20 protein-coding genes are annotated in these 26,482 nt (G+C 72.7%); 10 read left to right on the forward strand and 10 right to left on the reverse strand.

What is annotated here, in order from left to right; translation table 11 throughout:
- Nucleotides 1-30 precede the first annotated feature (30 nt).
- From BT341_RS16325 to BT341_RS16335, 3 genes are read left to right on the forward strand one after another with little or no spacing between them, the layout of a single operon-like run.
- Nucleotides 31-684: a GntR family transcriptional regulator gene (locus BT341_RS16325; RefSeq protein WP_072477121.1), complete on the forward strand. Its 654-nt coding sequence runs from the start codon at nucleotides 31-33 to the stop codon at nucleotides 682-684.
- Nucleotides 681-1,184: a metallophosphoesterase family protein gene (locus BT341_RS16330; RefSeq protein WP_072477122.1), complete on the forward strand. Its 504-nt coding sequence runs from the start codon at nucleotides 681-683 to the stop codon at nucleotides 1,182-1,184. Before BT341_RS16325 ends, BT341_RS16330 begins: the two co-directional genes overlap by 4 nt.
- Before the next feature lie 9 nt (nucleotides 1,185-1,193).
- Nucleotides 1,194-2,180: a PHP domain-containing protein gene (locus BT341_RS16335; RefSeq protein WP_072477123.1), complete on the forward strand. Its 987-nt coding sequence runs from the start codon at nucleotides 1,194-1,196 to the stop codon at nucleotides 2,178-2,180.
- On the opposite strand, the gene BT341_RS16340 is transcribed toward BT341_RS16335, so the two are convergent.
- The 3 genes from BT341_RS16340 to BT341_RS16350 all read right to left on the reverse strand — a co-directional run bounded on the left by BT341_RS16340 (nucleotide 2,170) and on the right by BT341_RS16350 (nucleotide 4,455).
- Nucleotides 2,170-2,808, reverse strand: a complete 639-nt coding sequence (locus BT341_RS16340) for a L,D-transpeptidase family protein (protein ID WP_072477124.1) — start codon at nucleotides 2,806-2,808, stop codon at nucleotides 2,170-2,172. The two genes, BT341_RS16335 and BT341_RS16340, sit on opposite strands and share 11 nt — an antisense overlap.
- Before the next feature lie 40 nt (nucleotides 2,809-2,848).
- Nucleotides 2,849-3,688: a chitosanase gene (locus BT341_RS16345; protein ID WP_072477125.1), complete on the reverse strand. Its 840-nt coding sequence runs from the start codon at nucleotides 3,686-3,688 to the stop codon at nucleotides 2,849-2,851.
- A 176-nt stretch (nucleotides 3,689-3,864) separates the two neighbouring features.
- Nucleotides 3,865-4,455: a TetR/AcrR family transcriptional regulator gene (locus tag BT341_RS16350; RefSeq protein ID WP_072477126.1), complete on the reverse strand. Its 591-nt coding sequence runs from the start codon at nucleotides 4,453-4,455 to the stop codon at nucleotides 3,865-3,867.
- A gap of 66 nt (nucleotides 4,456-4,521) precedes the next feature.
- Here BT341_RS16350 and BT341_RS16355 point away from each other — a divergent pair, with 66 nt between their 5' ends.
- A complete protein-coding gene (locus BT341_RS16355; protein WP_072477127.1) occupies nucleotides 4,522-6,000 on the forward strand; it encodes a flavin-containing monooxygenase in 1,479 nt (492 codons plus the stop codon).
- Here the strand turns inward: BT341_RS16355 and BT341_RS16360 are convergent.
- From BT341_RS16360 to BT341_RS16370, 3 genes are all read right to left on the reverse strand, one after another.
- Nucleotides 5,973-6,884: a hypothetical protein gene (locus BT341_RS16360; protein WP_072477128.1), complete on the reverse strand. Its 912-nt coding sequence runs from the start codon at nucleotides 6,882-6,884 to the stop codon at nucleotides 5,973-5,975. The genes BT341_RS16355 and BT341_RS16360 overlap by 28 nt on opposite strands.
- 80 nt (nucleotides 6,885-6,964) lie before the next feature.
- Nucleotides 6,965-9,052, reverse strand: a complete 2,088-nt coding sequence (locus tag BT341_RS16365) for a M4 family metallopeptidase (protein WP_072477129.1) — start codon at nucleotides 9,050-9,052, stop codon at nucleotides 6,965-6,967.
- A gap of 126 nt (nucleotides 9,053-9,178) precedes the next feature.
- A complete protein-coding gene (locus BT341_RS16370) occupies nucleotides 9,179-10,339 on the reverse strand; it encodes a saccharopine dehydrogenase family protein (protein WP_072477130.1) in 1,161 nt (386 codons plus the stop codon).
- Nucleotides 10,340-10,454: 115 nt separating this feature from the next.
- Between BT341_RS16370 and BT341_RS16375 the strand changes: the two genes are divergently transcribed.
- The 3 genes from BT341_RS16375 to hrpA all read left to right on the forward strand — a co-directional run bounded on the left by BT341_RS16375 (nucleotide 10,455) and on the right by hrpA (nucleotide 16,147).
- Nucleotides 10,455-11,618 (forward strand): lactate 2-monooxygenase, encoded by a 1,164-nt coding sequence (locus tag BT341_RS16375; RefSeq protein ID WP_072477131.1) that lies wholly within the window; start codon nucleotides 10,455-10,457, stop codon nucleotides 11,616-11,618.
- 116 nt (nucleotides 11,619-11,734) lie between these two features.
- Nucleotides 11,735-12,001 carry a hypothetical protein gene (locus BT341_RS16380; protein WP_072477132.1) on the forward strand — a complete coding sequence of 89 codons (267 nt, stop codon included), beginning with the start codon at nucleotides 11,735-11,737 and terminating at the stop codon, nucleotides 11,999-12,001.
- Nucleotides 12,002-12,268: 267 nt separating this feature from the next.
- Entirely contained in the window at nucleotides 12,269-16,147 is a 3,879-nt protein-coding gene (gene hrpA / locus BT341_RS16385; protein ID WP_072477133.1) for an ATP-dependent RNA helicase HrpA, read from the forward strand.
- 6 nt (nucleotides 16,148-16,153) lie between these two features.
- On the opposite strand, the gene BT341_RS44305 is transcribed toward hrpA, so the two are convergent.
- Complete coding sequence (locus BT341_RS44305; protein WP_143168569.1) at nucleotides 16,154-16,549, reverse strand: hypothetical protein; 396 nt, start codon at nucleotides 16,547-16,549, stop codon at nucleotides 16,154-16,156.
- Between the two features lie 224 nt (nucleotides 16,550-16,773).
- Here BT341_RS44305 and BT341_RS16390 point away from each other — a divergent pair, with 224 nt between their 5' ends.
- Nucleotides 16,774-18,549, forward strand: coding sequence for a sialidase family protein (locus BT341_RS16390; RefSeq protein ID WP_072477134.1), 1,776 nt, complete (start codon nucleotides 16,774-16,776; stop codon nucleotides 18,547-18,549).
- 52 nt (nucleotides 18,550-18,601) lie between these two features.
- Here BT341_RS16390 and BT341_RS16395 read toward each other — a convergent pair whose 3' ends face one another.
- Nucleotides 18,602-20,290 carry a bifunctional 3'-5' exonuclease/DNA polymerase gene (locus BT341_RS16395; RefSeq protein ID WP_072477135.1) on the reverse strand — a complete coding sequence of 563 codons (1,689 nt, stop codon included), beginning with the start codon at nucleotides 20,288-20,290 and terminating at the stop codon, nucleotides 18,602-18,604.
- Nucleotides 20,291-20,444: 154 nt separating this feature from the next.
- Between BT341_RS16395 and BT341_RS16400 the strand changes: the two genes are divergently transcribed.
- Entirely contained in the window at nucleotides 20,445-22,079 is a 1,635-nt protein-coding gene (locus BT341_RS16400; protein WP_072477136.1) for an acyl-CoA synthetase, read from the forward strand.
- Here the strand turns inward: BT341_RS16400 and BT341_RS16405 are convergent.
- Nucleotides 22,074-22,406, reverse strand: a complete 333-nt coding sequence (locus tag BT341_RS16405; protein WP_245804996.1) for a nuclear transport factor 2 family protein — start codon at nucleotides 22,404-22,406, stop codon at nucleotides 22,074-22,076. The genes BT341_RS16400 and BT341_RS16405 overlap by 6 nt on opposite strands.
- A 40-nt stretch (nucleotides 22,407-22,446) precedes the next feature.
- Here BT341_RS16405 and BT341_RS47290 point away from each other — a divergent pair, with 40 nt between their 5' ends.
- Entirely contained in the window at nucleotides 22,447-25,401 is a 2,955-nt protein-coding gene (locus BT341_RS47290) for a helix-turn-helix transcriptional regulator (RefSeq protein WP_072477137.1), read from the forward strand.
- 2 nt (nucleotides 25,402-25,403) lie between these two features.
- On the opposite strand, the gene BT341_RS16415 is transcribed toward BT341_RS47290, so the two are convergent.
- Nucleotides 25,404-26,324, reverse strand: a complete 921-nt coding sequence (locus tag BT341_RS16415; protein ID WP_072481988.1) for a hypothetical protein — start codon at nucleotides 26,322-26,324, stop codon at nucleotides 25,404-25,406.
- Nucleotides 26,325-26,482: the final 158 nt, after the last annotated feature.

Raw genomic sequence — 26,482 nt, forward strand, 5'->3', positions numbered from 1 at the left:
GGACACCGAACCAGATCGAGGGAGCGCACCATGACCGGGACGTTCAGCCTGCCCGCCTCCCGGACCGAAGTGGTCCTGGAGGAGATCCGCCGCGGCATCCTCACCCGGGAGCTGGTGCCCGGCCAGGCGCTCGTCGAAGCGGAGCTGGCCGCGCGGCTCGGCGTGTCGAAGACGCCGGTGCGCGAGGCGCTCAAGGTGCTGTCCAACTCGGGCCTGGTGACGTTCAGCCCGTACAAGGGCGCGTCGGTGGTCACGGTCGACGCCGAGCTCGCGAAGTCCGTCTACGACGTGCGGATGGTCCTGGAGCCGGAGGCCGTCCGGCGGACGGTCGAGCAGCGGGACACCGCGCTGCTCGAAGACGCTTCGGAGGCGCTCAAGGAGGCGTCGACGGCCATCGCCGACAAGGACCAGGCCGCGCTGAGCCTGCTCAACCGCCGTTTCCACCGCGCCCTCTACCGCGGCTGCGGCAACCCGCTGCTGGTCAGCATCCTCGACGACCTCAAGGACCGCGCGGCGCTGATCAGCGTCGTCGGCTGGGAGGCCAACCCCAGCTGGAAGAAGGAGTGGACCGAGCACAAGGCGGTGCTCGCCGCGGCCAAGAAGGGCGACGCCGAGGGCGCGGCCGCGCTGCTGCGCGAGCACATCGGCGGCTTCCTCGAGCGCGTCCTCGAGGCCATCGGATGAGGCTGCTGCTCATCTCCGACACGCACCTGCCCGCCCGGGCGCGCGCGCTGCCGGCGCAGGTGTGGGACGAGGTGGCGGCCGCGGACGTCGTCGTGCACGCCGGCGACTGGGTCGACGTCTCGCTGCTGGACGAGCTGGAGCGGCGCAGCAAGCGCCTGATCGGCGTGTACGGCAACAACGACGGCCCGGACCTGCGGGCGCGGCTGCCGGAGATCGCGCGGGCGGAGCTGGACGGCGTGCGCCTGGCCGTGATCCACGAAACCGGCGCCAAGCAGGGCCGCGAGCAGCGGTGTGACGCGCTGTTCCCGGACACCGACGTGCTCGTCTTCGGGCACAGCCACATCCCGTGGGACACGACGACCCCGGCCGGCCTGCGGCTGCTCAACCCGGGGTCGCCGACCGACCGCCGCCGCCAGCCGTTCTGCACCTACCAGACCTGCCGCGTCGAAGACGGCTCGCTGCGGGACGTCGAGCTGCATCAACTGCCCCGGAGGGGGTAGACAGGTCCCATGGATCCGGCATGGGCGTTGCGGGAGATCGCGTTCCAGCTCGAACGCGCGGGCGAACCGACCTACCGCGTGCGCGCGTTCCGGAACGCGGCCGCGACCGTGGAGAAGACCGGGGCCGAGCAGCTGGCGCGGCTGGCGGAAAGCGGCACGCTCACCTCGCTGCCCGGCATCGGGAAGGCCACCGCCGGCGTCATCGAGGACGCGCTGGCCGGGCGCGACCCGGCGTACCGGGGCAAGATCGTCGAGAAGAAGCTGCCGGACGGCGAGCCGCTGCGCTCGGCGTTGCGCGGCGACTGCCACACGCACTCCGACTGGTCGGACGGCGGCAGCCCGATCGGCGAGATGGCCGTCGCGGGCCGGGACCTCGGCCACGAGTGGATGGTGCTGACCGACCACTCGCCGCGGCTGACCGTCGCGAACGGGCTCTCGCCGGACCGGCTGCGGACGCAGATGCAGATCGTCGCCAAGGCCAACGAGCTGATGGCGCCGTTCCGGCTGCTGCACGGCATCGAGGTCGACATCCTCGACGACGGCGCGCTCGACCAGGAAGAGGAGCTGCTGGGGCAGCTGGACTTCGTCGTCGCGAGCGTGCACTCGAAGCTGCGGATGCCGGCACGGGACATGACCCGCCGGATGCTCGCGGCGGTCCGCAACCCGCACGTGCGGGTGCTCGGGCACTGCACGGGACGGCTGGTCGTCGGCCGCGGCCGCCCGGAGTCGGAGTTCGACGCCGAGGCGGTGTTCACCGCCTGCCGCGACCACGGCGTCGCGGTGGAGATCAACTCCCGGCCCGAGCGGCTGGACCCGCCGATGAAGCTGCTGCGCCTGGCCGCCGAGATCGGCTGCGAGTTCGCCATCGACAGCGACGCGCACGCGCCGGGACAGCTCGACTGGCTCGGCTACGGGTGCGAGCGCGCGATCAAGGCCGGCATCGGGCCGGAGCGGATCATCAACACCCGCACGGCGGCTGAGCTGCTCAGCCGCTGATCTCGATGACCGGGTGCTTCGCCGGGTCGAGCCAGCCCAGCACGGCTTCGAGGTCGGCCTTGGGGACGGCGACGCAGCCTGCCGTCGGCCTGCCGTCGGTGACGTGCAGGAAGAACGCCGACCCGGCGCCGGGGACCACCGGGTCGCGGTTGTAGTCGATGACGACGGCGTGGGCGTACACCGGTCCGGCCTTGCCGAGGTCCTCGCCGGCGGCCTCGTCGAACGGGCAGGTGCCGGGGGCGCAGGATAAGTGCGTGTTGTAGTACGGGGAGCGCACGTCGGAAACCCACCAGTCCGAGGTGGTGACGCGGCGGTAGGGCAGCCGGGTGGTGGCGGGCTCGAGGCCGAACGCCTCGGTGAGCGGCCAGACGCCCGCGGGGGTGTGCGCGGTCGATTCGCTCGCCCGGCCGATGCCGTCCTTGCCGACGAACGCCCGCACCGGGCCGTACGCCTGCTTCCAGCCGCTGCCGTCGCGCTGCCACGCCGTGAGCACGGCCGTGGTGGCGCTCGGCGAGGCCGCGACGACGGTGAGCCGCTGTTGCGGCCCGGACGGTGGCTGCGGCGCGGCGGCCGCCGTGCTCAGCAGTGCGGCCGCCGCCAGCGTGGCACCGAGAGGTCTCCTGCGCATGTGCACGAGCCTAACGGTGCCACGCCGGCCGCGCCCGGCGTCAGTTGATCGTGTACGAGTCGCCGTAGACCTTCCACTGCAGCGGCGTGTGCAGGTCGAAGTTGCCCTCGTCGAGGAACTTCAGCTGCTCGGTGTCGACGCGGGAGGTGTCGGCGTGGGCCTCCTCCTGCTTCATGATCACCTTGCGGGCGGCGAAGAACGCCTTGAGGTACGTGGCTTCGTCGCCGCCCTGCGCCGGCGTCTTCGCCTTCGTCATCGCGGCCTTGCGGATGCCGCCGAAGCTGTCGGAGCTGTCGCCGGGCCCGTGCATCACGATCGCGTCGTAGTAGGCGAACTGGCCGAGGTTGCTCAGGCCGTCCGCCTTGCCCTGGTTCACCGCGGGGTTGAAGTACACGCGGTCGCGCTCGTCGTTCTGCGCCGTCTGGAACGCCGTGGTGGCCGCGGCCTGCTTCCACGCGTTGACGAACGGCGTGCCCAGCCCGGCGTGCGAGTCGGTGCCGTTCACCTTGCGCAGCGCGGGAAGGAACTTCGCCAGCGGATTGTCCGGCACGGCCTTCGTGTACGCCTCGACGAGCTCGAGCATGTCGCCGGTGCCGGAGCAGAAGCCGATGATGCCCGCGGTGTAGCCGCGGCCGTCGCCGATGTCTTCGATGTACTTGTACTGCGCTTTCCAGTCCAGCGACGAGTTTTCCGCGCTGGAGACCAGCTTCATCGCGATCTCCTTCTTCGCCGGGGCCGACAGGTCGCCGACGGCGCGGACGGACGCACTGGCCAGTGGCGCGGGAGCGGCCGAGGAGAACGCGGGCGTGGTGATCACGAGTGCGGCGACGGAGGCCGCGCCGAGCGCGCCGACGAGGACCGGCCGCAACTTCTTGCTCATGGCAGAAAACCCTTCCGCGGGGTTGCGCCGTGGAGGATCACGGCGGGTTCGGGTGGTGCGGGTGGAGCTGCGGCGTGGCGACACGGTAGCGAAGGGTCACCGAGCTCCACAAGAGGCGGAATTCGTTCATGTTCGTGAACGGTCCGGACCACCCGCTGAGTGTCCGGAAAGGACGGTCAGCGCGTCCCGGCGAAGAGGCGGATGACGTCCGGCAGCACGTTCACCGGGATCGTCGGGTCGATCGCGCGCTGGACGCCGAGGCCGATGCCGAGGCTGAGCAACGCCGTCGCGGCGTCGGCCGCCGGCATCGGGAGCGTGAACCCGAACCGCTCGGCGTACCCGGTGAGCAGGCCGGCGATGCCGTCGCGGATGGCCTTGTCCCGCGCCGCCAGTTCGGCGCGCACGTGCGGGTCGCGCCGGGCGTTCGTGGCGAACTCGACCTCCAGCGCGGTCCACGCCTCGTCGCCGATGCTGCGCTCGGCCCAGGCCTGGAACGCCGCGAGCAGCCCGTCGACGCCGTCGGCGCCGGCCAGCGCCTCGGCGACCAGCGCGACCTGCTGGTCGTGGATCCGGTCGAGCACGGCCAGGCACAGCTCGTCCTTGTTCCGGAAGTTCGAGTACACCGCGCCCTTCGAGTACCCGGCTTCGTCCGCGACCTTCTCCAGCGACGTCACGGCGTAGCCGTCGCGCAGGAAGAGCAGCTTGGCCGTCTCGATCAGCTGCTCGCGGGTGCGTGCCTGGCTTTCCGCACGGGTGAGTCGGGCCATGGGGCCACTCTAGCGAGGCCCGGAATCGGGGTACCGTCGGTATTCAAGTACTGTTAGTCTCCGGAAATGGAGCAACGCGACTTCACGGTCCTCGTCGTCGGCGCCGGGGCCTCCGGGCTCGGCGCGGCCATCCGCCTCGGCCAGGCCGGGATCGACGACCTCGCCGTCCTGGAGAAGGCCGCTTCGCTGGGCGGGACCTGGCGCGACAACACCTACCCGGGCTGCGCCTGCGACGTCCCGTCCGCGCTGTACTCCTACTCGTTCGCGCCGAACCCGGGCTGGACGCGCGCGTTCGCCGGGCAACCCGAAATCCACGGCTACCTGCGGGCGACGGCCGAACGCTTCGGCGTCACGGCGAAGATCCGCTACGGCGTCGAGGTGACGCGGGCGCAGTGGAGCGCCCGGGACGCGCGCTGGGAACTGGAGACCCCGGCCGGGCGCTACACGGCCCGGTTCCTGGTCGCCGGCACCGGGCCGTGGCACGAGCCGCTGATCCCGGACCTGCCCGGGCTCGGCGGCTTCCCGGGCGAGGTCTTCCACTCCGCGCGCTGGAACCACGGCTACGACCTGGCGGGCAAGCGGGTCGCGGTGATCGGCACCGGGGCGTCCGCGGTCCAGTTCGTCCCCGAGATCGTGCCCCGCGTCGGGCGGCTGCACCTGTTCCAGCGCACCGCGCAATGGGTGCTGCCGAAGCCCGACCACCCCGTCCCGGGCGTGGAGCGGTTCCTGCTGCGGCGGTTCCCCGCGCTGCAGCGGGCCTTGCGCGGCGCCGAATACGGCGCGATGGAGACGCTCGGCTTCGGCTTCCGGCACCCGTGGCTGCTGCGGCAGGTGCAGCGGATCGGGCTGGCGCACCTGCGCCGGAGCGTGCCGGATCCCGTGCTGCGCAAGGCGTTGACCCCGGACTACACGCTCGGCTGCAAGCGCCTGCTGATGTCCAACACCTACTACCGGTCGCTGACCGAGTCCCATGTGGACGTCCACCCGGCGGCCGTGCGCGCCGTGGACGGCGGCCGGGTGCTCGGCGCGGACGGGTCGGCCGCCGAGGTCGACGCGATCATCTTCGGCACCGGCTTCCACATCCTCGACATGCCGGTGTCGGCCCGCGTGTTCGACGACAGCGGCCGCAGCCTCGACGACCACTGGAAGGGCAGCCCGCAGGCGTACGCGGGCACGACGGTGGCCGGGTTCCCCAACCTCTTCCTGCTGCTGGGCCCGAGCCTGGGCACGGGCCACTCGTCGGCGTTCACGATCCTCGAGGCCCAGCTGCGCCACGTCGTGGCGGCGGTGACGCGGACGCTGAGCTCGGACCGCGCGTCGCTCTCGGTGCGCCCGGAGGCCCAGGCGGCGTTCAACGCGGAGGTCCAGGCGGCGCTGCCGGGCACGGTGTACCAGTCCGGCGGGTGCTCCAGCTACTACACGGACGCGAACGGGCGCAACAGTTTCAGCTGGCCGTTCTCGACGGGGAAGCTGCGCTCACGCGTCGGCTCGTTCGACGAAAGCGCCTACGAGATCGTTCAGTCCCACTCCCAGCACATCCCGTAGACCCCGGGCCGGGCGTCCAGCACCGCGATGTGGCTCGTCCCGCTCGGGGCGACCGGCAGCTCCGGCCGGTCGGCCCGGACGGCTCCGTCGTAGCGGTAACAGCGCACCGGCACCGCCGCCGGGTCGAAGCACGCCTGCAGGACGATCTGGCGGGCCGGGGCCCGCACCCCGAACTGCAGGTAGCTCGTCTCGGGTGGCACGCCTTCGTAGCCGAATTCGAAGCCGAACACGTACGTCTCGCCCGCCCGCAGCGGGTAGTCGAACCGCAGCTCGACGGCGATCAGCTCGGACGCGGCGTCCCGGCGGACGCGGCCGGGGCGGCAGCTGTGCGCCGAGCGCAGCACCGGTCGGTGGCCGCCGCCGGTCTGCGGGCGGAAGAACGACACCCAGCGGTCGACGCCGTCTTCGCGGCCGGTCACCACCAGTTCCGTGCGCACCGACCGCTCGGTGCGGTCCGCGCCCAGCGTCGCCTTCTGGTGCACCGACGCCAGCGCCAGCCGGGCGTTGCCGTCGAGGTCGATGCCGTCGCAGGAGGCCAGTTCCGCCGGCTGCGAGCCGAGCGCGCCGGCCAGGCTGACGCCGCCGGGCCACGGCTCGGCCCGGCGTGCCCGTGGCCGGGCCACCAGGCTGGTCAACGCGTCCGCGGGCAGCCCGAGACAGGCTTCGGCGACACCCACCGCGTGCAGGGACCGCCGGCCCTCCGGGTGACGGCGGCCCCGGCGCCAGTAGCTGAGCGTCGCGAGGCTGACCTCCGCGCCGCGGAGCGCCATCCGCCGCTGCAGTGCCTCGAGGCTCAGCCCGCGGTGCCGGATCGCCAGGTCGAAGGCCACGGCGAACGGGCCGTCCCGCACCGACGCGGCGACCTCAGCCGGAAACGCCTCCATCCGGGTAAGCATGAATACCGGACGCATCCGGCGCAACGGGGCCCGCCACCAAAGTAGGTGGCAGGCCCCGCCGGGTCGGCTCAGCCGACGGTGAATGCCGTGTCGTCGACGGCGAAGGACGTCTGCAGCGACTGGTCCTCCGTCCCGGCGAACTTCAGCGTGATCGTCTGGCCCGCGTACGAAGACAGGTCGAGCGTCTTCTGGACGTAGGCGGAGTTCCGGTCGAGGTTGGAGTACGTCGCCAGCGTCGCCGGACCGGCGGACACGACGAGCTTGTCGTAGGCGACGTTCTCGGTCTCGGCCGTCCACACGCGCAGCCAGAACGTCAGGCTCGCGCGGCAGCCCGCCGGGATGGTGACCTGCTGCGTGATCGTGTCGGTGTGCGCCGAACCCCAGCCGCCGAGCCAGGAGTCGTAGCTGCCGGAGCGCGCCGGCGCCTGGCTGCCCCACTGGCCGATCGTGGTGTCCGGGTCGCTCCAGGCCACCTGGCCCGACTCGAAGCCCGGGTTCTGCAGGAGCTGGCCTGCCGGGCACCCACCCGGGGGAGTGGTGGTCGTCGTCGGCGGGGTGGTGGTCGGCGGGGTCGTCGTGTCCGTGCACGTCGGGTCGCCGGACTGCGCCGGGACGCTCACCGCGTTCCACGCCGCCTTCACGGCGTTGAACTCGGTGCAGCTGCCCGGGTACAGGTTCTTCGCCGCCTGCAGCGTCCACGTGCGGTAGCGCAGGTAGCTGCTGCCGGACGTCTTCAGCTGCAGGGCGCCGTGCATGATGTTGATCGCCTTGCGGATCCCGATGCCGGACACCGCGCTGCCGTCGCAGGTCGAGCTGGACGGCTGCCCGTCCACCGGGGCGCTGCCCTCGGCGAGCAGGTAGAACCAGTGGTCGCCGGGTCCGGCGGCCTTGTGCACCTCCGCGTTCGGGATCGAGCTGGAGTAGCAGCTCGGGTCGCCGGCCTTCGACGGGTCGTACATGTACCGGAGGGCGCCGGTGCCGACCAGGTTGACCTCCTCGCCGATCGCGTAGTCCGGCGGGTCGTACTGGGACGGCTCGTTCGCGTAGAACTCCGTGGCCGTGCCGAAGGTGTCAGCGATGAACTCCTGCGTGCCGCCGCCGGAGAAGCCGCCGGAGCCGGAGTAGTCGTCGACGCCGTGACCCATCTCGTGGCCGAGGATGTCCAGCGATCCGACCCACTCACCGCTCGGGTTGTGCCCGAGGTTCACGTACGCGGGCCGCGAGCTGTAGTAGTACGCGTTTTCGTCGTCGAGGCCGACGCGGATCTTCCACGCGCCGCCGTCGCCGGTGAACCCGTCGCGGCCCACCCAGTCGGCGAGCATCTTCTTCTCGGTCTGCGCGACGAACAGCGCGTCCGCGCACCCGGTCTCGATGTTCGTGCCGTTGCCGTTGCCCCAGCTGTCGTCGGGTCCGGTGAGGACGGTGTCGCTGCTGTAGTTGCGGCAGTCGAGGTTCGGCGTGCCGGGGTCGGCCATCGCGTAGCCGCCGGCGGTCTTCGCGGTGTTCAGCGGCAGCGGCGCCGGGCCGTTCCACTTGCCCGTGCCGGTGCCCGCGGCGACGTGCTGCACGGTCCGCAGGACCCGGCCGTCCACGGCGTCGACGTAGACGCTCAGGCTGCTCGGCTCGCCGTGTTCGTCGGTGCCTTCGACGTTGCTCTCGTAGGCGAGCCGCCCGCTGCCGTCGGCGACGACGACCAGCTTCCCGCCGGGCAGGCTCTTCGGCCCGCGGACCTGCCCGCGTGCCACGGCTCCGGCCTGGGCAGCCGACAGTTTCGCACCGTGCACGTCGAGGTCGCCGAGCGTCTGCTGCTGCGCGACCGAAGTGGTCTTCACCGTGCCGGCGGCGTCGGTGGCGACGACCAGGTCGCCGCCGATCACGGGCAGGCCGTCGTAGGTGCGGTCGTAGACGACGTAGGACAGGCCGCCCGCCGAGCGCACGTCCCGCCGGACGAACGCGTCGTGCGAACCGGCGAAGAGGGCCGCCGGGCGGGCCGCGATCAGGCTCGCGGCCGCGTTCGTGGCGTTGGCCTGCGCCTGGGCGGTGGACGGCGGCGGCTCGGGGGCGGGCCGGGCGGGCGCGGCGACGGCGATGCCGACCACCACCATGCCCGCCGCCGTCGCGCCGCCGAGCGCGGCGAACCGTTGGGGCAATCTCATGACGCTCCTCGGTGAAACGCGATGGGGGAAAGGGAGAACCCGATCGACGCTAACCACGGGCGTGGAGCGGCAGAAGATTCATCACAGCGGCGGATTTTCACGCCGCCGCGGTGTGAAAGTGAAACGTCAGAGCGTCGCGAACCGGATGCCCGCCCGGGTGAGCCGGTCGATCAGCGCGTCGCCCATCGCCGTCGCCGTGGTCACCTGGCCCGCGGTTTCCGGCAGATCGTCGGTCGCCAGGCACAACGCCGATTCCGCGAGCATTTTCGCCGTTTCGTCGTAGCCCGGATCGCCGCCGGACACCTCCGTCACGACCCGCTCGCCGCCGCCTTCGCCGACGAACCGGACCGAGAACCACGACTTCGCGCGGCGTTGCGGGCCGGGGCCGTCGCCGGGTGCCAGCAACCGGGACAGCGCCCGCCGCGCCGGCGGGACCTGCGCCGCCGCCAGCAGCGCGCCCGCCCCGGCCGCCCCGCCCGCGAGCACCGGCAGGTGCTTGACCGCGGCGAAGTGGCGGTAGGTGAAGTCCGGCCCGTAGCGCTCGGACGCGGCGGCCGACCGGCGGACGATCTCGGGGTCGATCGTCGGCAGCGGCACCGCCCACCACCCCGCGCCGGCGACGCGGTGCGGACGGCCCAGCGGCGCGCGGGCGAACCGCCCGGCCGGGCGCGGCTCGGCGGCCGCGCGCTCGCGGGCCACCCGCGCCCCGGCGCGCAGCCGGGACATGATCGTCAGCGCGCTGAGGAACGTGCCGCCCGAGGGCATCCCGCTCGCCCGCACGTAGCCGTCGACCGTCAGCGGCACGTCCTCGGGCAGCTGCCGCACGGTGAACCGGACGCCGAGGTCGTGCGGGATCGAGTCGAACCCGCACGCGTGCACCAGCCGCGCCCCGGTGTCGCGGGCGCGGCGGTCGTGCGCCAGGTACATCCGGTCCACGAACTCGGCCTCGCCGGTGAGGTCGACGTAGTCGGTGCCGGCCTCGGCGCACGCGGCGACCAGCGGCTCGCCCCGCGTCAGGTACGGCCCGACCGTCGTGATCACCACCTTCGTGGCCTCCGCGACGGCCCGCAGCGACGCCGGATCGCCGGAATCCGCGACGAGCAGGTCGAGCGCGGCGAACCGGCCGTCGACACCCGCCAGCCGTGCCCGGACGGCTTCGAGCTTGGCGCGGCTGCGCCCGGCCAGCGCCCACCGCAGGTCCGCGGGCGCGTTCCGGGCGAGGTACTCCGCCGTCAGGCCGCCGGTGAAGCCGGTGGCGCCGAACAGGACCACGTCGTACGCGCGCATGTCTCCTCCTGGGGACTTCGACGGCGGACGCGCCCAGGTTACCGGTCGGTCACTTCCGGGCGCCGGACGAACATACCGGCGAGTACAGTGCCCCCTCGAACGCGAGGAGGAAGCCGTGACCGAACGCTTCGGCAGCTACCAGAACGAGCTCTACCTGCAGGGACTCGGTGGTCAGCTGCCGCCGTGCTCGACCGACGCGACCACGCTGGAAGCGTCGGCCCGCGAGGTCATGGCGCCCGGTCCGTTCTCCTACGTCGCCGGCTCGGCGGGCTCGGGCGCGACCGCACGGGCCAACCGCGAGGCGTTCGACCGCTGGCGGATCGTGCCGCGGATGCTGACCGGCGCCACCGATCGCGACCTGGCCACGACGGTGCTGGGCACCCGGCTGCCGGCCCCGGTGGCCGTCGCGCCGGTCGGCGTCCAGTCGATCGTGCACCCGGACGCGGAGTCCGCGACCGCCCGCGCCGCCGCTTCGGTGGGCCTGCCGTTCATCCTGTCGACCGCGTCCTCGACCGGCATCGAGGACGTCGCCGCGGCGAACGGCGCCGGGCCACGCTGGTTCCAGCTGTACTGGCCCGGCGACGCCGAGGTCTGCGCGAGCATCCTGGCCCGGGCGAAGACCGCGGGGTACACGGCGCTGGTCGTCACGCTGGACACGTGGACGCTGGCGTGGCGACCGTCCGATCTGGACCAGGCGTACCTGCCGTTCCTGAAGGGCGAGGGGTGCGCGGTCCCGTTCACCGACCCGGTGTTCCGCGGCCTGCTGGAGAAGACGCCGGAAGAGGACCCGAGCATGGCGATCCTGCGCTGGATCGGCATGCTCACCGGCACCGACCGGACGTGGGACCAGCTGCCGTTCCTGCGCGAGCACTGGGACGGCCCGATCGTGCTCAAGGGCATCCAGCACGTCGCCGACGCGCGCCGGGCGGCGGAGGCCGGAATGGACGGCATCGTCGTGTCGAACCACGGCGGCCGCCAGGTCGACGGCGCGATCGGCGCGCTGGAAGCGCTGCCCGGCATCGTCGCGGCGGTGGGCGACCGCCTGGAGGTGCTGTTCGACTCGGGCATCCGCACCGGCTCGGACGTGCTGAAGGCGGTGGCACTGGGCGCGCGGGCGGTGCTGGTGGGCAGGCCCTGGGTGTACGGCCTGGCCCACGCGGGCGAGGACGGCGTGCGCCACGTCCTGCGCGGCCTGCTGGCGGATTTCGACCTGACGATGGGACTGTCCGGCCACCGCAGCCTCGCCGACCTGGGCCCGGACTCACTCCAGCGGACGTGAGGTAACGAATCGGGAATTCCGGGGACACCCGCGTGCCCGGCGGCTACCGTTCGAGGCCCATCGCGGGCCGTTCGGGGACGGCCGGCTTCCGTTTCCCTTTTCGCTGGGGGTTTTCCATGTCTTCGATCATGATGCGGATCGGCGTCCTCTTCACCGTGCTCGGGTTCGGCACGCTCATCCTCGAGCAGTTCGACTACGAGTTCCGGATCCTGGCCTGGGCCAGCGACATGCAGCCGGCCTTCGGCCTCGTGCTCGGCCTGGCCGGCCTGGCGCTGATCGGCGGTTCGGTGCTGGTCGGCCGCGCCAAGGCCGCCCCGCGGCCGCCGCAGCAGGCCCCGGCCGCGCCGCAGCAGCAGTACCCGCAGCAGCCCGGCCAGGGCTGAGCCGCCGGTCCCGAGCGCCCCAATGCGGCCTTGGGTGCGTGGGACGCACCGAGGGCCGCTTTGGGTGCGTGGGGCGCACCGAGGGCCGCTTTGGGTGCGTGGGACGCGCCGAAGGCCGCCTTGGGTGCGTCCCACGCACCGAGGGCCGCCTTGGGTGCGCCGGACGCAACCGAGGCCGCCTTGGGGCGGGGGTGCGGGTGCGTCCGGTCACGTGGCGGGGATATTCGGAGGCCCGGTTCGTCACGCACCGCTATCCTGGGCCGAGGTATGTCCACGTCATCCCCCTTCGAAGCGCTGCGTGCGCGCCTGCCCGAGCTGATGCTGCGCGACGAGCACCGGCTGCGCCGGCGGCTCGACGGTGCCCGCAAGGCTCGCCAGCGAGACGCCGCCCTCGCGCAGATCGCCGCCGACGTCGACAAGGCCGAGCTGCGCGTCCAGTCGCGGCGCGAGAGCGTCCCCACGATCGAATATCCGGAAGAGCTGCCGGTCAGCAGGCTCAAGGACGAGATCGCCGCGGCCATCGGCAAGCACCAGGTCGTGATCGTCGCGGGGGAGACCGGTTCCGGCAAGACCACCCAGCTGCCGAAGATCTGCCTCGAGCTCGGCCGCGGCATCCGCGGGCAGATCGGGCACACCCAGCCGCGCCGGCTGGCCGCGCGCACGGTCGCCGACCGGATCGCCAGCGAGCTGAAGACCGAGCTCGGCGAGACCGTCGGCTACAAGGTGCGGTTCACCGACCAGTCCGGGCAGGACACGCTGGTCAAGCTCATGACCGACGGCATCCTGCTCGCCGAGATCCAGACCGACCGCGCGTTGCGCCAGTACGACACGCTGATCATCGACGAGGCCCACGAGCGCAGCCTCAACATCGACTTCATCCTCGGCTACCTCAAGCAGCTGCTGCCGCGCCGTCCCGACCTCAAGGTGATCATCACCTCGGCCACCATCGACCCGGAGCGGTTCTCGAAGCACTTCGACGACGCCCCGATCGTCGAGGTCTCCGGCCGGACGTACCCGGTCGAGGTGCGCTACCGCCCGCTCGTCGACCCGGACGATCCCGAAGGCGACGACGAGCGCGACCAGACGCAGGGCATTCTCGACGCCGTCGAGGAACTGTGCGCCGAAGGCCCCGGCGACATCCTGGTGTTCCTCTCCGGTGAACGCGAAATCCGCGACACCGCGGACGTGCTGAACCGCGCGAACCTGCGCAACACCGAGGTGCTGCCGCTGTACGCGCGGCTGTCGTCGGCCGAGCAGCAGCGCATCTTCCAAGCCCACACCGGACGCCGGGTCGTGCTCGCGACGAACGTCGCCGAGACGTCGCTGACCGTGCCGGGCATCAAGTACGTCGTCGACCCGGGCACCGCGCGGATCTCCCGCTACAGCCACCGGACGAAGGTGCAGCGGCTGCCGATCGAGCCGGTGTCGCAGGCGTCGGCGAACCAGCGCAAGGGCCGCTGCGGCCGCACGTCCGACGGCATCTGCATCCGGCTTTATTCCGAAGCGGACTTCGAGAGCCGTCCGGAGTTCACCGACCCCGAGATCCTGCGGACGAACCTCGCGTCGGTGATCCTGCAGATGACGTCGCTGGGGCTCGGCGACATCGCCGCGTTCCCGTTCGTCGAGCCGCCGGACCGGCGTCAGGTCACCGATGGCATCGGTCTGCTGCAGGAGCTGGGGGCGTTCTCTTCGACGGGGTCCGACCGCAGCCTGACCGACATCGGCCGCAAGCTCGCGCAGCTGCCGGTCGACCCGCGGATGGGCCGGATGGTGCTGGAAGCGGCGAAGAACGGCTGCGTCCGCGAGGTGATGATCATCGCCGCCGCGCTGTCCATTCAGGACCCGCGGGAACGGCCGGCCGAGAAGCAGCAGGCGGCGGACGCCCAGCACGCGCGGTTCGCCGATCCGACCTCGGACTTCCTCGCGTACCTGAACCTCTGGGAATACGTCGCCGAGCAGCAGAAATCGTTGTCGGGCAACCAGTTCCGCCGCATGTGCCGCACCGAGTACCTGAACTACCTGCGGCTGCGCGAGTGGCAGGACATCTTCAGCCAGCTCCGTCAGCTGGCGAAGCCGCTCGGCATCTCGCTGAACACCACCCCGGCCGATCCGCAGCGCGTGCACACGTCGCTGATCGCCGGGCTGCTCTCGCACATCGGGCTCAAGGACCCGGCCAAGGGCGACTACCTGGGTGCGCGCGGCGCGCGGTTCGGGATCTTCCCCGGCTCGGCGCTGTTCAAGAAGCAGCCGCGCTGGGTGATGTCGGCCGAGCTGGTCGAGACGTCGCGGCTCTGGGCGCGGGTCAACGCGCGCATCGAACCCGAATGGGTGGAGCCGCTCGCGCAGCACGTCGTCAAGCGCTCGTATTCCGAGCCGCACTGGGAACGCAAGCAGGGCGCCGTGATGGCGACCGAGAAGGTGACGCTGTACGGGGTCCCGCTGGTCGCCGACCGCCGCGTCAACTACGGCCGGATCGACCCGGAGCTGTCGCGGGCGCTGTTCATCCGGCACGCGCTGGTCGAGGGCGACTGGCAGACGCGGCACAAGTTCTTCGCGGAGAACCGGGCGCTGCTGGAGGAGGTCGAGGACCTCGAAAACCGGGCGCGGCGGCGAGACATCCTGGTCGACGACCAGACGCTGTACGAGTTCTACGACGCGCGCGTGCCCGCCGACGTCGTCTCGGTGCGGCACTTCGACAGCTGGTGGAAGAAGGCCCGGCACACCGACCCGGACCTGCTGTCGTTCGAAAAGTCCATGCTCATCAACGAGACCGCGGGCGGCGTGCGCGAGTCGGACTACCCGGACTCGTGGACCCAGGGCACGCAGGTCTTCAAGCTGACCTACCAGTTCGAGCCGGGCGCGGACGCCGACGGCGTCACGGTGCACGTCCCGCTGCCGGTGCTGAACCAGGTGACGCCGGACGGGTTCGACTGGCAGGTGCCGGGCCTGCGCGAGGAGCTGGTGACGCAGCTGATCAAGTCGTTGCCGAAAGCGTTGCGGCGCAACTTCGTCCCGGCGCCGGACACGGCCCGGTATGTCCTTTCGCGAGTGTCGCCTTCGGACGGCCCGCTGCTGGAGGTGCTGGGCCGTGAGCTGCGTGCGTTGCGCGGGGTGACGATTCCGTATTCGGACTGGGATCTGTCCTCGGTGCCCGAGCACCTGAAGATGACGTTCCGGGTGGTCGACGAGCGCGGCAAGCGCGTCGCCGAGGGCAAGGACATCGAGGCGCTGCAGCGGCGCCTGGCGCCGAAGGTGCGGGAGACGATCTCGAAGGCGGCCAACACGCTCGAGAAGGCCGGCCTGACGAAACCCGCCTTCGGCTCGCTGCCGCAGGTTTTCGAGTCGACGCAGCGCGGCCACGACGTCAAGGCGTATCCGGCGCTGGTCGACGAAGGCGCGTCGGTGGCCGTGCGGCTGCTGGACACGCCGGGCCAGCAGGAGCACGCGATGTGGGCGGGCACGCGGCGGATGCTGCGGCTGAACCTCAACTCGCCGATGAAGTTCATCACGCGGTCGCTGTCCAACTCGTCGAAGCTGGTGCTGAACCGCAACCCGCACGGAAGCGTGGCGGCGCTGCTGGAGGACTGCGTGGACTGCGCGGTGGACGCCCTGATGGCGTCGGCGGGCGGCCCGGCGTGGGACGAGACCGGGTTCAAGGTGCTGCTGGAGAAGGTCCGCGCGGGCCTGCACCCGGCGGTGCTGGAGGTGCTGACGGAGGTGGAGAAGATCCTCCGCGCGGCGAACGACGTGGAGGTGCAGCTGTCCTCGGCCCGCGGCCCGGCGGACGCACTGGCGGACATCCGGGCCCAGCTGACGGGGCTGGTGTACCCGGGATTCGTGACGGCGACGGGGGCGTCCCGGCTGCGTCACGTGGTGCGCTACCTGCACGGGATTTCGCGCCGGCTGGAGAAGCTGCCCCTGGAGCCGACCCGCGACCTGCAGCGGACGGCGGACATCGCGTGGATCACGCGCGAGTACGAAGAGGCGCTGGCTTCGCTGCCACCGGGCACGTCGTCCCCGGCGCTGCGCGAGGTGCGGTGGATGATCGAGGAACTGCGGGTCTCGTTCTTCGCGCAGACACTGGGCACGGCGCATCCGGTGTCGCTGAAACGGATCACGAAGGCCATCGACGACGCGCTGGCGTGAGTGCCGCTATCCGGCAGCGGCGGCGATCAGCGCCACGAGAGCGGAAACGGTGGCCATGGTGGCCAGGTAGACCGATACCGCGCCGCGGACCCCGCTGTATCGGGCTTGGGCAAGACCGGTCCAATAGCCGCGCGTGCGAATGAGTTTCCGTTTCCTTTCTTGGTGGGGTGGTCGCCAGCACGCCGAGAACACCCCTGCGGTCGGTTCCTCGCACCGGCCGCCGTCGGTTCGATCGGCGCAGCACCAGGCCGGCATCCGGCAGAGGCAGTAGACCGCCAAGATGGCGCTGGCCAGTGCGACGAGACGCCGGTCGACCGCATTGAAGCCCCACAGCGAGCAGACGGCGACGACCCCGGCGAGGATGGTTCCCTCCGCTTCCTTTTGCTTCTTTCCTCTCCCCATGCTCGCCAATCTTCGTCCGGCTCGGCCGGCGCCGACAGCGCTGAGGGGATGAAGCCGGGCCGGGTGGTGGTCACCCTCGGTCCGACTCCGCTCGTCCAGGTGGTACTTGTGACACTTGTGGTGTTCTGACGGTATGTCCGGCTCAGAACTTCCGTCGGTTGACCGCGCGCGTGCGGGCGTCAAGCCTTGGGCGGCTGGAGACCCTCCTGGGAAGGACCGTTCGAATGTCCTTGGGTGTTTCGTTCACCAAGCGAAGAATCTTCGCCACGCTCACCGCGCTCGTGCTGCCGCTCGCCGTCGTCCTCGCGCCCGCCGCGCACGCTGCCACCGGTGGCTCGCCGCTGCCCGTGGATCCCGGGCACGGCAAGCACAAGATCGCCCGGATGGCCGCGGAACCTCGGCACGACGTGCCGAACCCGCTGCTCAAGGAGCGGTTCGCCGACGAGGAAGAGGAGGACGGCGACGATCCCGCGCTGTCCGCGCTCTGCCAGACCTACATCGGCAAGCCGAACCCCTACCGGCCGCTCGCGCCGAACACCGACGTCATCGCCGGCGACGCCGTCGCGCCCACCGGCAGCCAGACCGGGTGCAGCACCGCCCAGAACGAGACCACCGTCGCGGTCAACCCCGAGAACCCGCGCAACATCGTCGCCGGCGCGAACGACTACCGGCTCTACAACACGCGCGAGTCGCGCAACGACTCCGGCGGCTTCGCCTACACCTCGTTCGACGGCGGCCGGACCTGGGCGAACGTCCGGCTGCCGCACCTGGACTTCCCGACCGGCGCCGCCGCTCCGCTGTCCTACATGGACGCCGCCGGTGATCCGGCGATCGCGTTCGGGCCGCACAACACCGTCTACTACGCGACGCTCGTGTTCAGCCGGGCCGCCGTTCCCGACGACCAGCAGCTCGCCAGCGGCATCGCCGTGTCCGTGTCCCACGACGGCGGGCGCAGCTTCGGCGATCCGGCCGTCCTGCACCTCGACGGCGTCACGCCCGCCGGCACGCCCACGCCGACGAACATCTTCAACGACAAGGAGTGGATCGCCGCCGACCCGGTGACGGGCGACGTCTACGTGACCTGGACGCAGTTCACCTACGACGCGACCGGCCAGTTCGTCGAGTCGCCGATCGTGCTGTCGAAGTCGCGGGACTTCGGCCGGACGTGGTCGCCGATGCGCCGGGTTTCGCCGTCGCTGACCGGGTTCCACGGCGGGATCACGCCGTTCGGCAGCGGCTCGAACCCGGTGGTCACCCGCGACGGGACCGTCCAGATCGCCTACGAGACGTCGGTCTGCGCGTCGGCGGCGTGCGACCAGCCGTCCGACCACGACGCCGTCGTGGTGGCGACCTCGCGCGACGGCGGCCGGACGTTCCGGCACGCCGAGGTGGGCCTCGACTTCGACTTCCCGGTCAACGAAGACATCGGCAACAACGCCCTGACCGGCGAGAACTTCCGGATCAACAGCTTCCCGCAGCTGACCTACGACCGGGTGACCGACCACCTGTGGGTGACCTGGGCCGACGACCGCAACGGCGCCTACCACGACGGCAAGTCCGTCAAGACGAACGGCGACGCGTTCCTGAGCGGGTCCGACGGGCGCCACGGCTGGTCGCAGCCGGTCAAGGTCGGTACGGGCGCCGACGAGGTGTTCCCGGCGGTCGCGGCGCTGGCCGGCCGGGTCGCGGTGACGTTCTACACGCGCGGCTACGACCCGGACGGCATCGGGCTGGACTACGCCTACGCCACCGGCTGGGGCGACAACCTGTCGCCGATCCGCCGGATCACGACCCAGACGGCGAACCCGCAGGTCCAGTTCGTCTCGACGGGCGCGGTGACGGGCAAGGAACTCCAGGGCGTGTTCATCGGCGACTACACGGCGGCCGCCGTCGGCGCGGACTTCCGGCTGCACCCGGTGTGGACGGACTTCCGCGGCAACCCGGGCGTGACGCTGCCGAACCAGGACGCCGGGACGCAGACGCTGGCGATGTTCCCGTAGCGGGACGGGCCCGTGCCGGCCGGACGCGGCCGGCACGGGCTTCTCGCGGGCGTCACTTGGCGTCGGCGTAGGTGTCCACCACCGCGACCTGCATCGGGAACCGGACCGGGCAGGCCGGGCCGAACAGCATCCTCGCCGCCTCCGCCACCGAGTCCTCGATCGCGGCCGGCACCTGGGCCGCCAGCTCGGCCGGGGTGTGCACGATGACCTCGTCGTGCTGGAAGAACACCAGGTGCGCCGGGGACGGCAGCCGCTGGCGCAGGGTCGCCAGCAGGACCGCGGTCATGTCGGCCGCGCTCGCCTGGACCACGAAGTTGCGCGTGAACCGGCCCCAGCCGCGGGACGCGCGGCGTGCCTTCAGCTCCGCGGCCTCGTCCGACGCCAGGCCGCCGGTCAGCGCCCGCCAGGCCGCCGAGGGCGCGGGCGACGTCCGGCCCAGCCGGGACCGGACGCGCTCGCCGCGTTCGCCCGCCTGCGCCGCACGCTCCACATAGGACACCGCGTCCGGGAACCGCTGGCGCAGCAACCCCAGCAGCGGGCCCGCCTCCCCGGACGTGCCGCCGTACATCGCCGAGAGCATCGCGATCTTCGCGCGGGCGCGGTCGTCACGGTCGTCGTCCGCGGCCGGGACCCAGCGGGCGCCCGAGAACAACGCCTCGCCGAGCCGCGCGTACAGGTCCGTCGCCGCCGCGACGTCGGCCAGGCGGCGGTCGCCCGACAGCGCCGTCAGCACCCGCGGCTCGAGCTGGGCCGCGTCCGCCACCACCAGTTTCCAGCCGGGGTCCGCGCGCACGCACGTGCGCAGCACCTTCGGGATCTGCAGCGCGCCGCCGCCGCGGCTGGCCCACCGCCCGGACACCACGCCGCCGACGACGTAGTGCGGACGGAACCGGCCGTCGCCGACCCACTCGTCGAGCCACGCCCAGCCGTTCGCCGTGAACAGCCGCGACAGCTCCTTGTACTCCAGCAGCGGCGCGACCGCGGGGTGGTCGATGCCGCGCAGCAGGTACTTCCGCGCCGCCGGCACTTCGATGCCTTCGCGGGCCAGCGCCCGCACGACGCTCGGCGGCGAGTCCGGGTTGACCGGCCGCCCGCCGAACGCCTCGCTGATCTTCGCCGCCAGCTCCACCAGCGCTTTCGGCCGCTGACCGGCCGGCACCCGCGGGCCCAGCCGCTCGGCGAGGAGTGCTTCGTGCACGTCGGCCCGCCACGGCAGCCCGTCGGCCGACATCTCCGCCGCGGCCAGCGCGCTCGCCGACTCCGCGGCCAGCAGCAGCCGCATCCGGTCCGGGTGCTCGCCCGCGGCCACCCGCCGCTCCTGCTCCGCCAGGACGCGCCGGACCGCCGTGACGACCGTCACGCCCTCGGGGAGCGTCGGCACGCGGGTTTCGAACAGCGTCGGCTGCGCCAGCTCGACGGCCGCCGCGTCGGCCGGCGGCTCCTCGCCGTTCGCCCTGGCCCAGGCCGCGCGCAGGCTCCGCGACTGCCCTTCCTGGCCCTCGTACGCCAGCAGCAGTCCCTCGGCGAGCTCCAGGTCGTAGCAGCGGCGCACCCGCAGCCCGGCGGCCATGAGCACCGGATACGTGCGCTCCACGGACGGGAACACCCACCGCGGCCGGTGCGCCGCCTCCAGCTCCCGCGCCAGCTCCGCGAACCCCGCTTCGTCCAGGCCCGCCACCGTCGAGGACGGCGTGCGCACGGTGAAGCTCCCGTCCTCCTCCCGCCCGGCGATCACCTGCACCCGGACATCATGCCGACCACCACCGACAAAAACCGGACCACGGACACGGCTGGTGCGCTCGCCGCGTCGTTGGTTTACTGTCCAGTAGCTCCCATACCGCCGGTACGCCCGCCGTCGGCGTGGGCTCTCTTCCCGCAGCAACGGAGGTGCCTGGATGAGCCTGGTCGCGCTGGCCACGCAGGTGGCGGACAAGGTGGCCGAGACCGCCCGCAGCGTCGAGGTGATGCGGCGCGCGGGGCTCGTTCCCTTCCCCCGGCTCGACGAAGGGGTCCGCTCCCTGGTCGCGCTGCGGAAGTTCGGCCCGTTCGCCGGCGCGAACCACATCTCCGCACGCCGCGACCCGACCGCCGTCGGCATCGTCGACGAGCTCGGCCCGCTCACCTACAAGCAGCTCGACGACCAGTCGAACGCGCTGGCCAGGGCCTGGTCGGAGCGGGGCATCGAGCCCGGCCAGGTCGTCGCCGCGCTCTGCCGCGACCATCGCGGCCTGGTCCTCACGATGGCCGCGTCGGGCAAGCTCGGCGTCCGGCTGCTGCTGATGAACACCGGGTTCGCGAAGCCGCAGCTGGCCGACGTCGCCCAGCGCGAAGGCGTCACCGCGCTCGTGTACGACCAGGAGTTCACCGGCCTGCTCGACGCCGTCCCGGACCACGTCGACCGCTACCTCGCCTGGGTCGACCCGGACACCGACCTGACCGGCCGGGACGTGCCGGTGCTGTCGGAGATCATCGCCAGCACCGACGACCGGCCCTGGCCCGCGCCGGCCAAGCCGGGCGGGTTCGTGCTGCTGACCAGCGGCACCACCGGCACGCCGAAGGGCGCGCCGCGGCCGCACACCTCCGCGCTCGCCTCGGCGCAGTTCCTCGACCGGATCCCGCTGCGGGCCAACGAGGCCACCTACATGGGCGCGCCGCTGTTCCACGGCACCGGTCTCTCGCAGTTCATCCTCTCCTTCGCGCTCGGCTCGAAGGTCGTGATGCGCCGCAAGTTCCACCCGGAAGAGGCGCTGCGCGGCGTCGCCGAGCACAAGTGCACCGCGCTCGTGCTGGTGCCGACCATGCTGCAGCGCATCGTCGACCTGCCGAAGGACGTCCGCGAGAAGTACGACACCTCGTCGCTGCGGATCATCTTCGTCGCCGGTTCGGCCCTGTCGCCGGACCTCGGCAACCGCGCGAACGAGGCGTTCGGCCCGGTCGTCCACAACCTCTACGGCTCGACGGAGGTCGCGGTGGCGACGGTCGCGACGCCGGAGGACTGGGCGAAGGCGCCGGGCACGGTCGGCCGCCCGCCGGTCGGCTGCAAGGTGGCGCTCTACGACCAGGACGGCCGCCGCATCACCGAGCCGAACGTCACCGGCCGCGTGTTCGTCGGCAGCGGCCTCAGCTTCGGCGGCTACACCGACGGCAGGCACAAGGAGATCATCGACGGCCTGCTCTCCAGCGGCGACGTCGGCCACTTCGACGAAGACGGCCTGCTGTTCATCGACGGCCGCGACGACGAGATGATCGTCTCCGGCGGCGAGAACGTGTTCCCCATCGAGGTGGAGAACCTCCTGGTCGAGCGCGAGGACGTGCTCGAGGCGGCGGTGATCGGGGTCGACGACCCGGAGTTCGGGCAGCGGCTCAAGGCGTTCGTGGTGCGGGCCGAGGGCGCCGACCTCGACGCGGACGGCGTCCGGGAGTACGTCAAGGCGAACCTGGCGCGCTACAAGGTGCCCCGGGACGTCGAGTTCCTCGACGAGCTGCCGCGCAACGCGACCGGAAAGGTGCTGCGGAACAAGTTGTCATGATCCGCGCTGCACGTTGACGATCTGCCAGCGCCCGGCGCGGCGGGCCGCGACCACCGTGCACCCGGCGCCGTCGCGGTGCCCGGTCGCGACGCCGACCGACGGCGTGACCCGCAGGATCGTCCACCGGAAGGCGCCCGACGGCGCCCGGCCGGGCCAGTCCGCCTTGCCCAGCACGCGCCCGGCCGGGCCGTCGCCGCGGAAGTCGGCGGCCAGCAGCGGCTCCCAGGCGCGCGCGTCGCCGCGTGCCTCGGCGTCCCGCCAGCGGGTCAGCAGCTCTTCGAACGTCTCCACGCCTTCGAAGTTCGCACCCGCGGATGGCCGCAACATCGGCCACCTGGCCGAGAATCGCTGGCAGACTGACCGGGCCATGACCGAGACGAAACTCCTGCCCGCCGGCACGGTCACCATCCTGTGCGCGGGGGACGCGCCCGCGGCCGCCTTCGCGACGCCCGAAGCGGCGCTCGCGACGCTGACCGGCGGCCCCGCCGCGCTCCACACCGGCGAGGCCTGGCTCCGCGACGACGGCACGCCGACCGGGCCCGCCGTCCGGCGCTGCGAGCTGCTGCGCGAGCTGGCCGACGACCGGACGCTCGTCTCCGCCCCGGCCGCGGCCGCCCTCGACGGCGTCACCCTGCACGACCTCGGCGTCCACCGGCTGGCCGACCTCACCGCGCCGGAGCGGATCTTCCAGCTCGGCGGGACTCCGGCGCCGCTGCGCTCGCTCGGCGCCGTGCCGCACAACCTCCCGGTGCAGCTCACCGGGTTCGTCGGCCGCGAAACCGAGGCCCGCGAAGCCGGCGCCCGGCTCGCGGGCGGACGGCTCGTCACGCTCGCCGGGCCGGGCGGCAGCGGCAAGACGCGGCTGGCCGCGCAGGTCGCGGCCGCGGCGGCGGCACGGTGGCCCGACGGGGTGTGGTGGGCGGAGCTGGACGCCGTCACCGGGCGCGCCGAGGTCGCCGAGCTGGTCGCCGCGACGCTCGGCGTGCCGGTGGAGCCGCGAGCCGGCGCCGCCCGCTCGGTCGCGAACCGGCTGCGCGACCGGCGCGTGCTGCTCTGCCTCGACAACTGCGAACAGGTCCTCGACGGCGTCGCCGACCTCGTCGTCGAACTGCTCCGCTCCTGCCCCGAGGTCGCGGTGCTGGCGACCAGCCGCGAACCCGTCGGCGTGCCGGGCGAGACGGTGTGGCGGGTGCCGCCGCTGGCCGTCGAGGACGCCGTCGCGCTGTTCGTCGAACGGGCGGCCGCGGTGCGGCCACTGTTCACTTTGGACGGTTCCAGCGCGGCCGCCGTCCGGTCGGTCTGCACCCGGCTCGACGGCATCCCGCTGGCCGTCGAGCTGGCCGCGGCGTGGCTGGGCACCCTGACGCCGCACCAGGTCGACGCCGGCCTCGACGACCGGTTCGCCCTGCTCACCCGCGGCCCGCGCGGGGTGCCGGAACGGCAGCAGACCCTCGAAGCCTCGATCGCCTGGAGCCACGACCAGCTCACCGCCCAAGACCGGGCGGTGTTCCGCCGGCTCGCCGTCTTCGCGGGCGGGTTCACGCTCGACGCGGCCGGTGGCCCGGCCGTGCTGCCGTCGCTGGGCCGGCTGGTCGACAAGTCCCTCGTCGTCGCCGAAGACGGGCGCTACCGGCTGCTGGAGACGCTGCGCGAGTACGCGGCGGCCCGGCTGGCCGAGGCGGGGGAGACCGAGGCCGCGCGCGACCGCCACCTCGACCACTTCCTCGCGTTCGCCGAAGCCGCCGAGCCCGGCCTCGACCGAGACAAGGACGCCTGGCGGGCGCGGATGGAGCCGGAGCGGGACAACTTCCGCGCGGCGCTGGAGTGGGGGCTGGCCCAGGACGATCCCACGCGGGGCCGCCGGCTCGCCGCCGCCGTCGCGTGGCTGTGGAACCTGCGGGGCCGCGGCCACGAGGGCCTGGCGTTCCTGAAGCGGGCCGTCGCGCGGTGCCCGGACGAGCGGTCGGTGCTGCAGGCCCGGCTGCTCACCGGCATGGGACTGGTCGCGGACACGACCGCGCCGTTCGACGTCGAAGCCGCGCGGCAGGGCCTGGACCTGGCCACCGAACTCGGCGAGACGCGGCTACGCGCGCGCTGTCTGTCGCTGACCGCGCTCGGCCACCTGTACACGGACTTCGACGCGGCTTGGGACATCGCGCTCGAAGCCGGGAAAGCCGCGGAGTCCGACAGCTTCGCCCGCGACAGCGCGTTGCTGCTGCGCGGGATCAGCCTCCACGCGCGAGACCGGCACGGCGAAGCCGATCCGTTGCTCGCCGAAGCGGCCGAAGGCCTCCTGGCCCGGGGTGACCGGGGCCTGGCGTCGACTGTCCTCAGTGTCCAGTCGGCGAGCGCGCTGGCCGCGGCGGACCTGCCGCGGGCACGCGAACTCGCCGAGCGGGCGGTCGAGGTCGCCGCGCCGCTCGGCGACTTCCACCGGGTCAACACGACGCTGTGCCGGCTGGCGATGGTGCACTGCCTGGCCGGCGACGTCGACGCGGGGTTCCGGGTGATGGACCCGTTCCGGAAACTGGTTTCGGCCGCCGGGGACGTCTTCGTGCCGGGCATGGCGGGCGTGCTGGGCGAGCTGTACTGGCGCCGCGGCGAGCTTACGGAGGCCGAGCGCTGGTTCGCGCGCGAAGCCGTGCCCGGGACGTACATGGCGGCGCAGGGGCTCGCCCAGCGCGGTGCCGTGCTGCGCGCGCTCGGCCGGCGTGCGGAGGCCGCGGAGGTCGTCGCCACCGCCGTCGACCTGACCCGCCGCTGGGGCCTGCCCTCGGCGCTGGCCGACGCACTCGATCAGCAGGGGTACCTGGCCGCGCCGGAGGAGGCCGCCGAGCTGCACCACGAGGCGTTGACGCTCCGCCTCGACCACGGCCTGCGCCTGGGCGTCCTGGCCGGCCTGGACGCGCTGACCGCGGTCCTCGCCCGCACCGGCCGTGAGGCCGACGCCGCCCGGGTGCTCGTCTCGGCGTCCCGGGCCCGCGCCGAGCTGGGCTTCCCCCGCCGCCCGGGCGATCAGGCCGAGCTGGACGCGCTCGGCCTGACGACGGACGAGGAGCCGATGAGCCTCGACGACGTCGTCGCGTTCGTCCGCCGGACGCGAGGCGCGCGCGGCCGCCCGTCGAGCGGCTGGGGGAGCCTGACCCCGACCGAGCTGGCGGTCGTGAAGCTGGCGGCCGGGGGCTGCACGAACCCGGAGATCGGCGCGCGGCTGTTCATGAGCCGCGGCACGGTGAAGACGCACCTGGCGCACGTCTACGCGAAGCTGGGCATCGCGAACCGCACGGAGCTGGCCACGATCGCGGCCGCCCACCGCGGCTGACGTCAGTCCCAGTCGATGCCGAACACGCCCGGGCCGAAGTCCAGCGCCACCGCGTGCACGCCGTCGCCGCCGTCGAGCTTCAAGGGGCGGCGGGTGCGGGCGCCGGTCGCGCCGTCGGCGTACTGCCAGCAGCGGTCCGGTGCCGTTCCCGGGTCGAACCGGACCTCCAGCAGGTACTCGCGCACCGGGCGGCGGAACTCGCGGTAGTAGGTGTTGCGGCACTCCGGGTACGGCGGCCCGCCGTTGGTCAGCGTGTACTCGATCAGGTGCGTCTCGCCGCGGTCGATCGGCCGGTCGAAGACCAGCTCCGCGACGATCAGCCCGTGTGCCTCGTCGACCTCCGCGCGCCCGACCCGGCAGTTGCGCACCGCGTGCAGCTCCGGCGGGCCGGCCGCCGGGTCGTCCTGGGTGTAGACGAGCAGCCACCGGTCCTGGCCGTCCGCGCCGGCCTGGAACACCGCGCGGGCGGTCACCGCGCGCTGGCCGCCGTCGCCGGCGATCTCGCACAGGTCGTGCAGCCCGACGAGCTTGAGCGGGTGCTGCCGGTCGAGCGCATCCGGCGCGCCGACCTTGTCCAGCAGCGGCTGGAGCGTTTCGCGCGGGAACGTCATGGGTTCGCCGGCCTGGCGTTTGCCCGCGCCGCCGCGGGGCCGGGGCGGCGGCAGCAGCCCGAGCAGCGACCCGGCGGGGACGTCGAGGATTTCTTCGAGCGTGCGCACGGCCGACAGCGAGCTCTGCCGCTCCGGCTGGCGCTTGCCCGACTGCCAGTAGCTCAGCGCGGTGACACTGACGACGACGCCGCGCGCCCGCAGCCGCGCCTGGATCCGGTCGAGCGAGAGCCCGCTGGTGGCGATCGCCGCGCGCAGCTGCGTGGCGAACGCGGTGCGCTCACCCTGCCGGCCGCCCGCCGTGCTGCCCGCCATCGCCGATCCGACCGTCCCGTATCGTCCCCCGCCGATCTCCGACACGGTGCACGGTAGCAGGATCCGCCCGCCCGCCACGCGGGCTCGCCTGCCGGCCGCGGCGACAGCGTCCGCTCGGGCGAACGGGCTAGTACTGGCAACTGTGAACCATTGCCCCG

Source organism: Amycolatopsis australiensis (genome assembly GCF_900119165.1).
Lineage (GTDB): Bacteria > Actinomycetota > Actinomycetes > Mycobacteriales > Pseudonocardiaceae > Amycolatopsis > Amycolatopsis australiensis.

Bases quoted from the DNA above. Each gene is read 5' to 3' on its own strand.
- BT341_RS16325 (WP_072477121.1), top strand. From the start codon at position 31: ATGACCGGGACGTTCAGCCTGCCCGCCTCCCGGACCGAAGTGGTCCTG.
- BT341_RS16330 (WP_072477122.1), top strand. From the start codon at position 681: ATGAGGCTGCTGCTCATCTCCGACACGCACCTGCCCGCCCGGGCGCGC.
- BT341_RS16335 (WP_072477123.1), top strand. From the start codon at position 1,194: ATGGATCCGGCATGGGCGTTGCGGGAGATCGCGTTCCAGCTCGAACGC.
- BT341_RS16340 (WP_072477124.1), bottom strand. From the start codon at position 2,808: ATGCGCAGGAGACCTCTCGGTGCCACGCTGGCGGCGGCCGCACTGCTG.
- BT341_RS16345 (WP_072477125.1), bottom strand. From the start codon at position 3,688: ATGAGCAAGAAGTTGCGGCCGGTCCTCGTCGGCGCGCTCGGCGCGGCC.
- BT341_RS16350 (WP_072477126.1), bottom strand. From the start codon at position 4,455: ATGGCCCGACTCACCCGTGCGGAAAGCCAGGCACGCACCCGCGAGCAG.
- BT341_RS16355 (WP_072477127.1), top strand. From the start codon at position 4,522: ATGGAGCAACGCGACTTCACGGTCCTCGTCGTCGGCGCCGGGGCCTCC.
- BT341_RS16360 (WP_072477128.1), bottom strand. From the start codon at position 6,884: ATGGAGGCGTTTCCGGCTGAGGTCGCCGCGTCGGTGCGGGACGGCCCG.
- BT341_RS16365 (WP_072477129.1), bottom strand. From the start codon at position 9,052: ATGAGATTGCCCCAACGGTTCGCCGCGCTCGGCGGCGCGACGGCGGCG.
- BT341_RS16370 (WP_072477130.1), bottom strand. From the start codon at position 10,339: ATGCGCGCGTACGACGTGGTCCTGTTCGGCGCCACCGGCTTCACCGGC.
- BT341_RS16380 (WP_072477132.1), top strand. From the start codon at position 11,735: ATGTCTTCGATCATGATGCGGATCGGCGTCCTCTTCACCGTGCTCGGG.
- hrpA (WP_072477133.1), top strand. From the start codon at position 12,269: ATGTCCACGTCATCCCCCTTCGAAGCGCTGCGTGCGCGCCTGCCCGAG.
- BT341_RS44305 (WP_143168569.1), bottom strand. From the start codon at position 16,549: ATGGGGAGAGGAAAGAAGCAAAAGGAAGCGGAGGGAACCATCCTCGCC.
- BT341_RS16390 (WP_072477134.1), top strand. From the start codon at position 16,774: ATGTCCTTGGGTGTTTCGTTCACCAAGCGAAGAATCTTCGCCACGCTC.
- BT341_RS16400 (WP_072477136.1), top strand. From the start codon at position 20,445: ATGAGCCTGGTCGCGCTGGCCACGCAGGTGGCGGACAAGGTGGCCGAG.
- BT341_RS16405 (WP_245804996.1), bottom strand. From the start codon at position 22,406: ATGTTGCGGCCATCCGCGGGTGCGAACTTCGAAGGCGTGGAGACGTTC.
- BT341_RS47290 (WP_072477137.1), top strand. From the start codon at position 22,447: ATGACCGAGACGAAACTCCTGCCCGCCGGCACGGTCACCATCCTGTGC.
- BT341_RS16415 (WP_072481988.1), bottom strand. From the start codon at position 26,324: ATGGCGGGCAGCACGGCGGGCGGCCGGCAGGGTGAGCGCACCGCGTTC.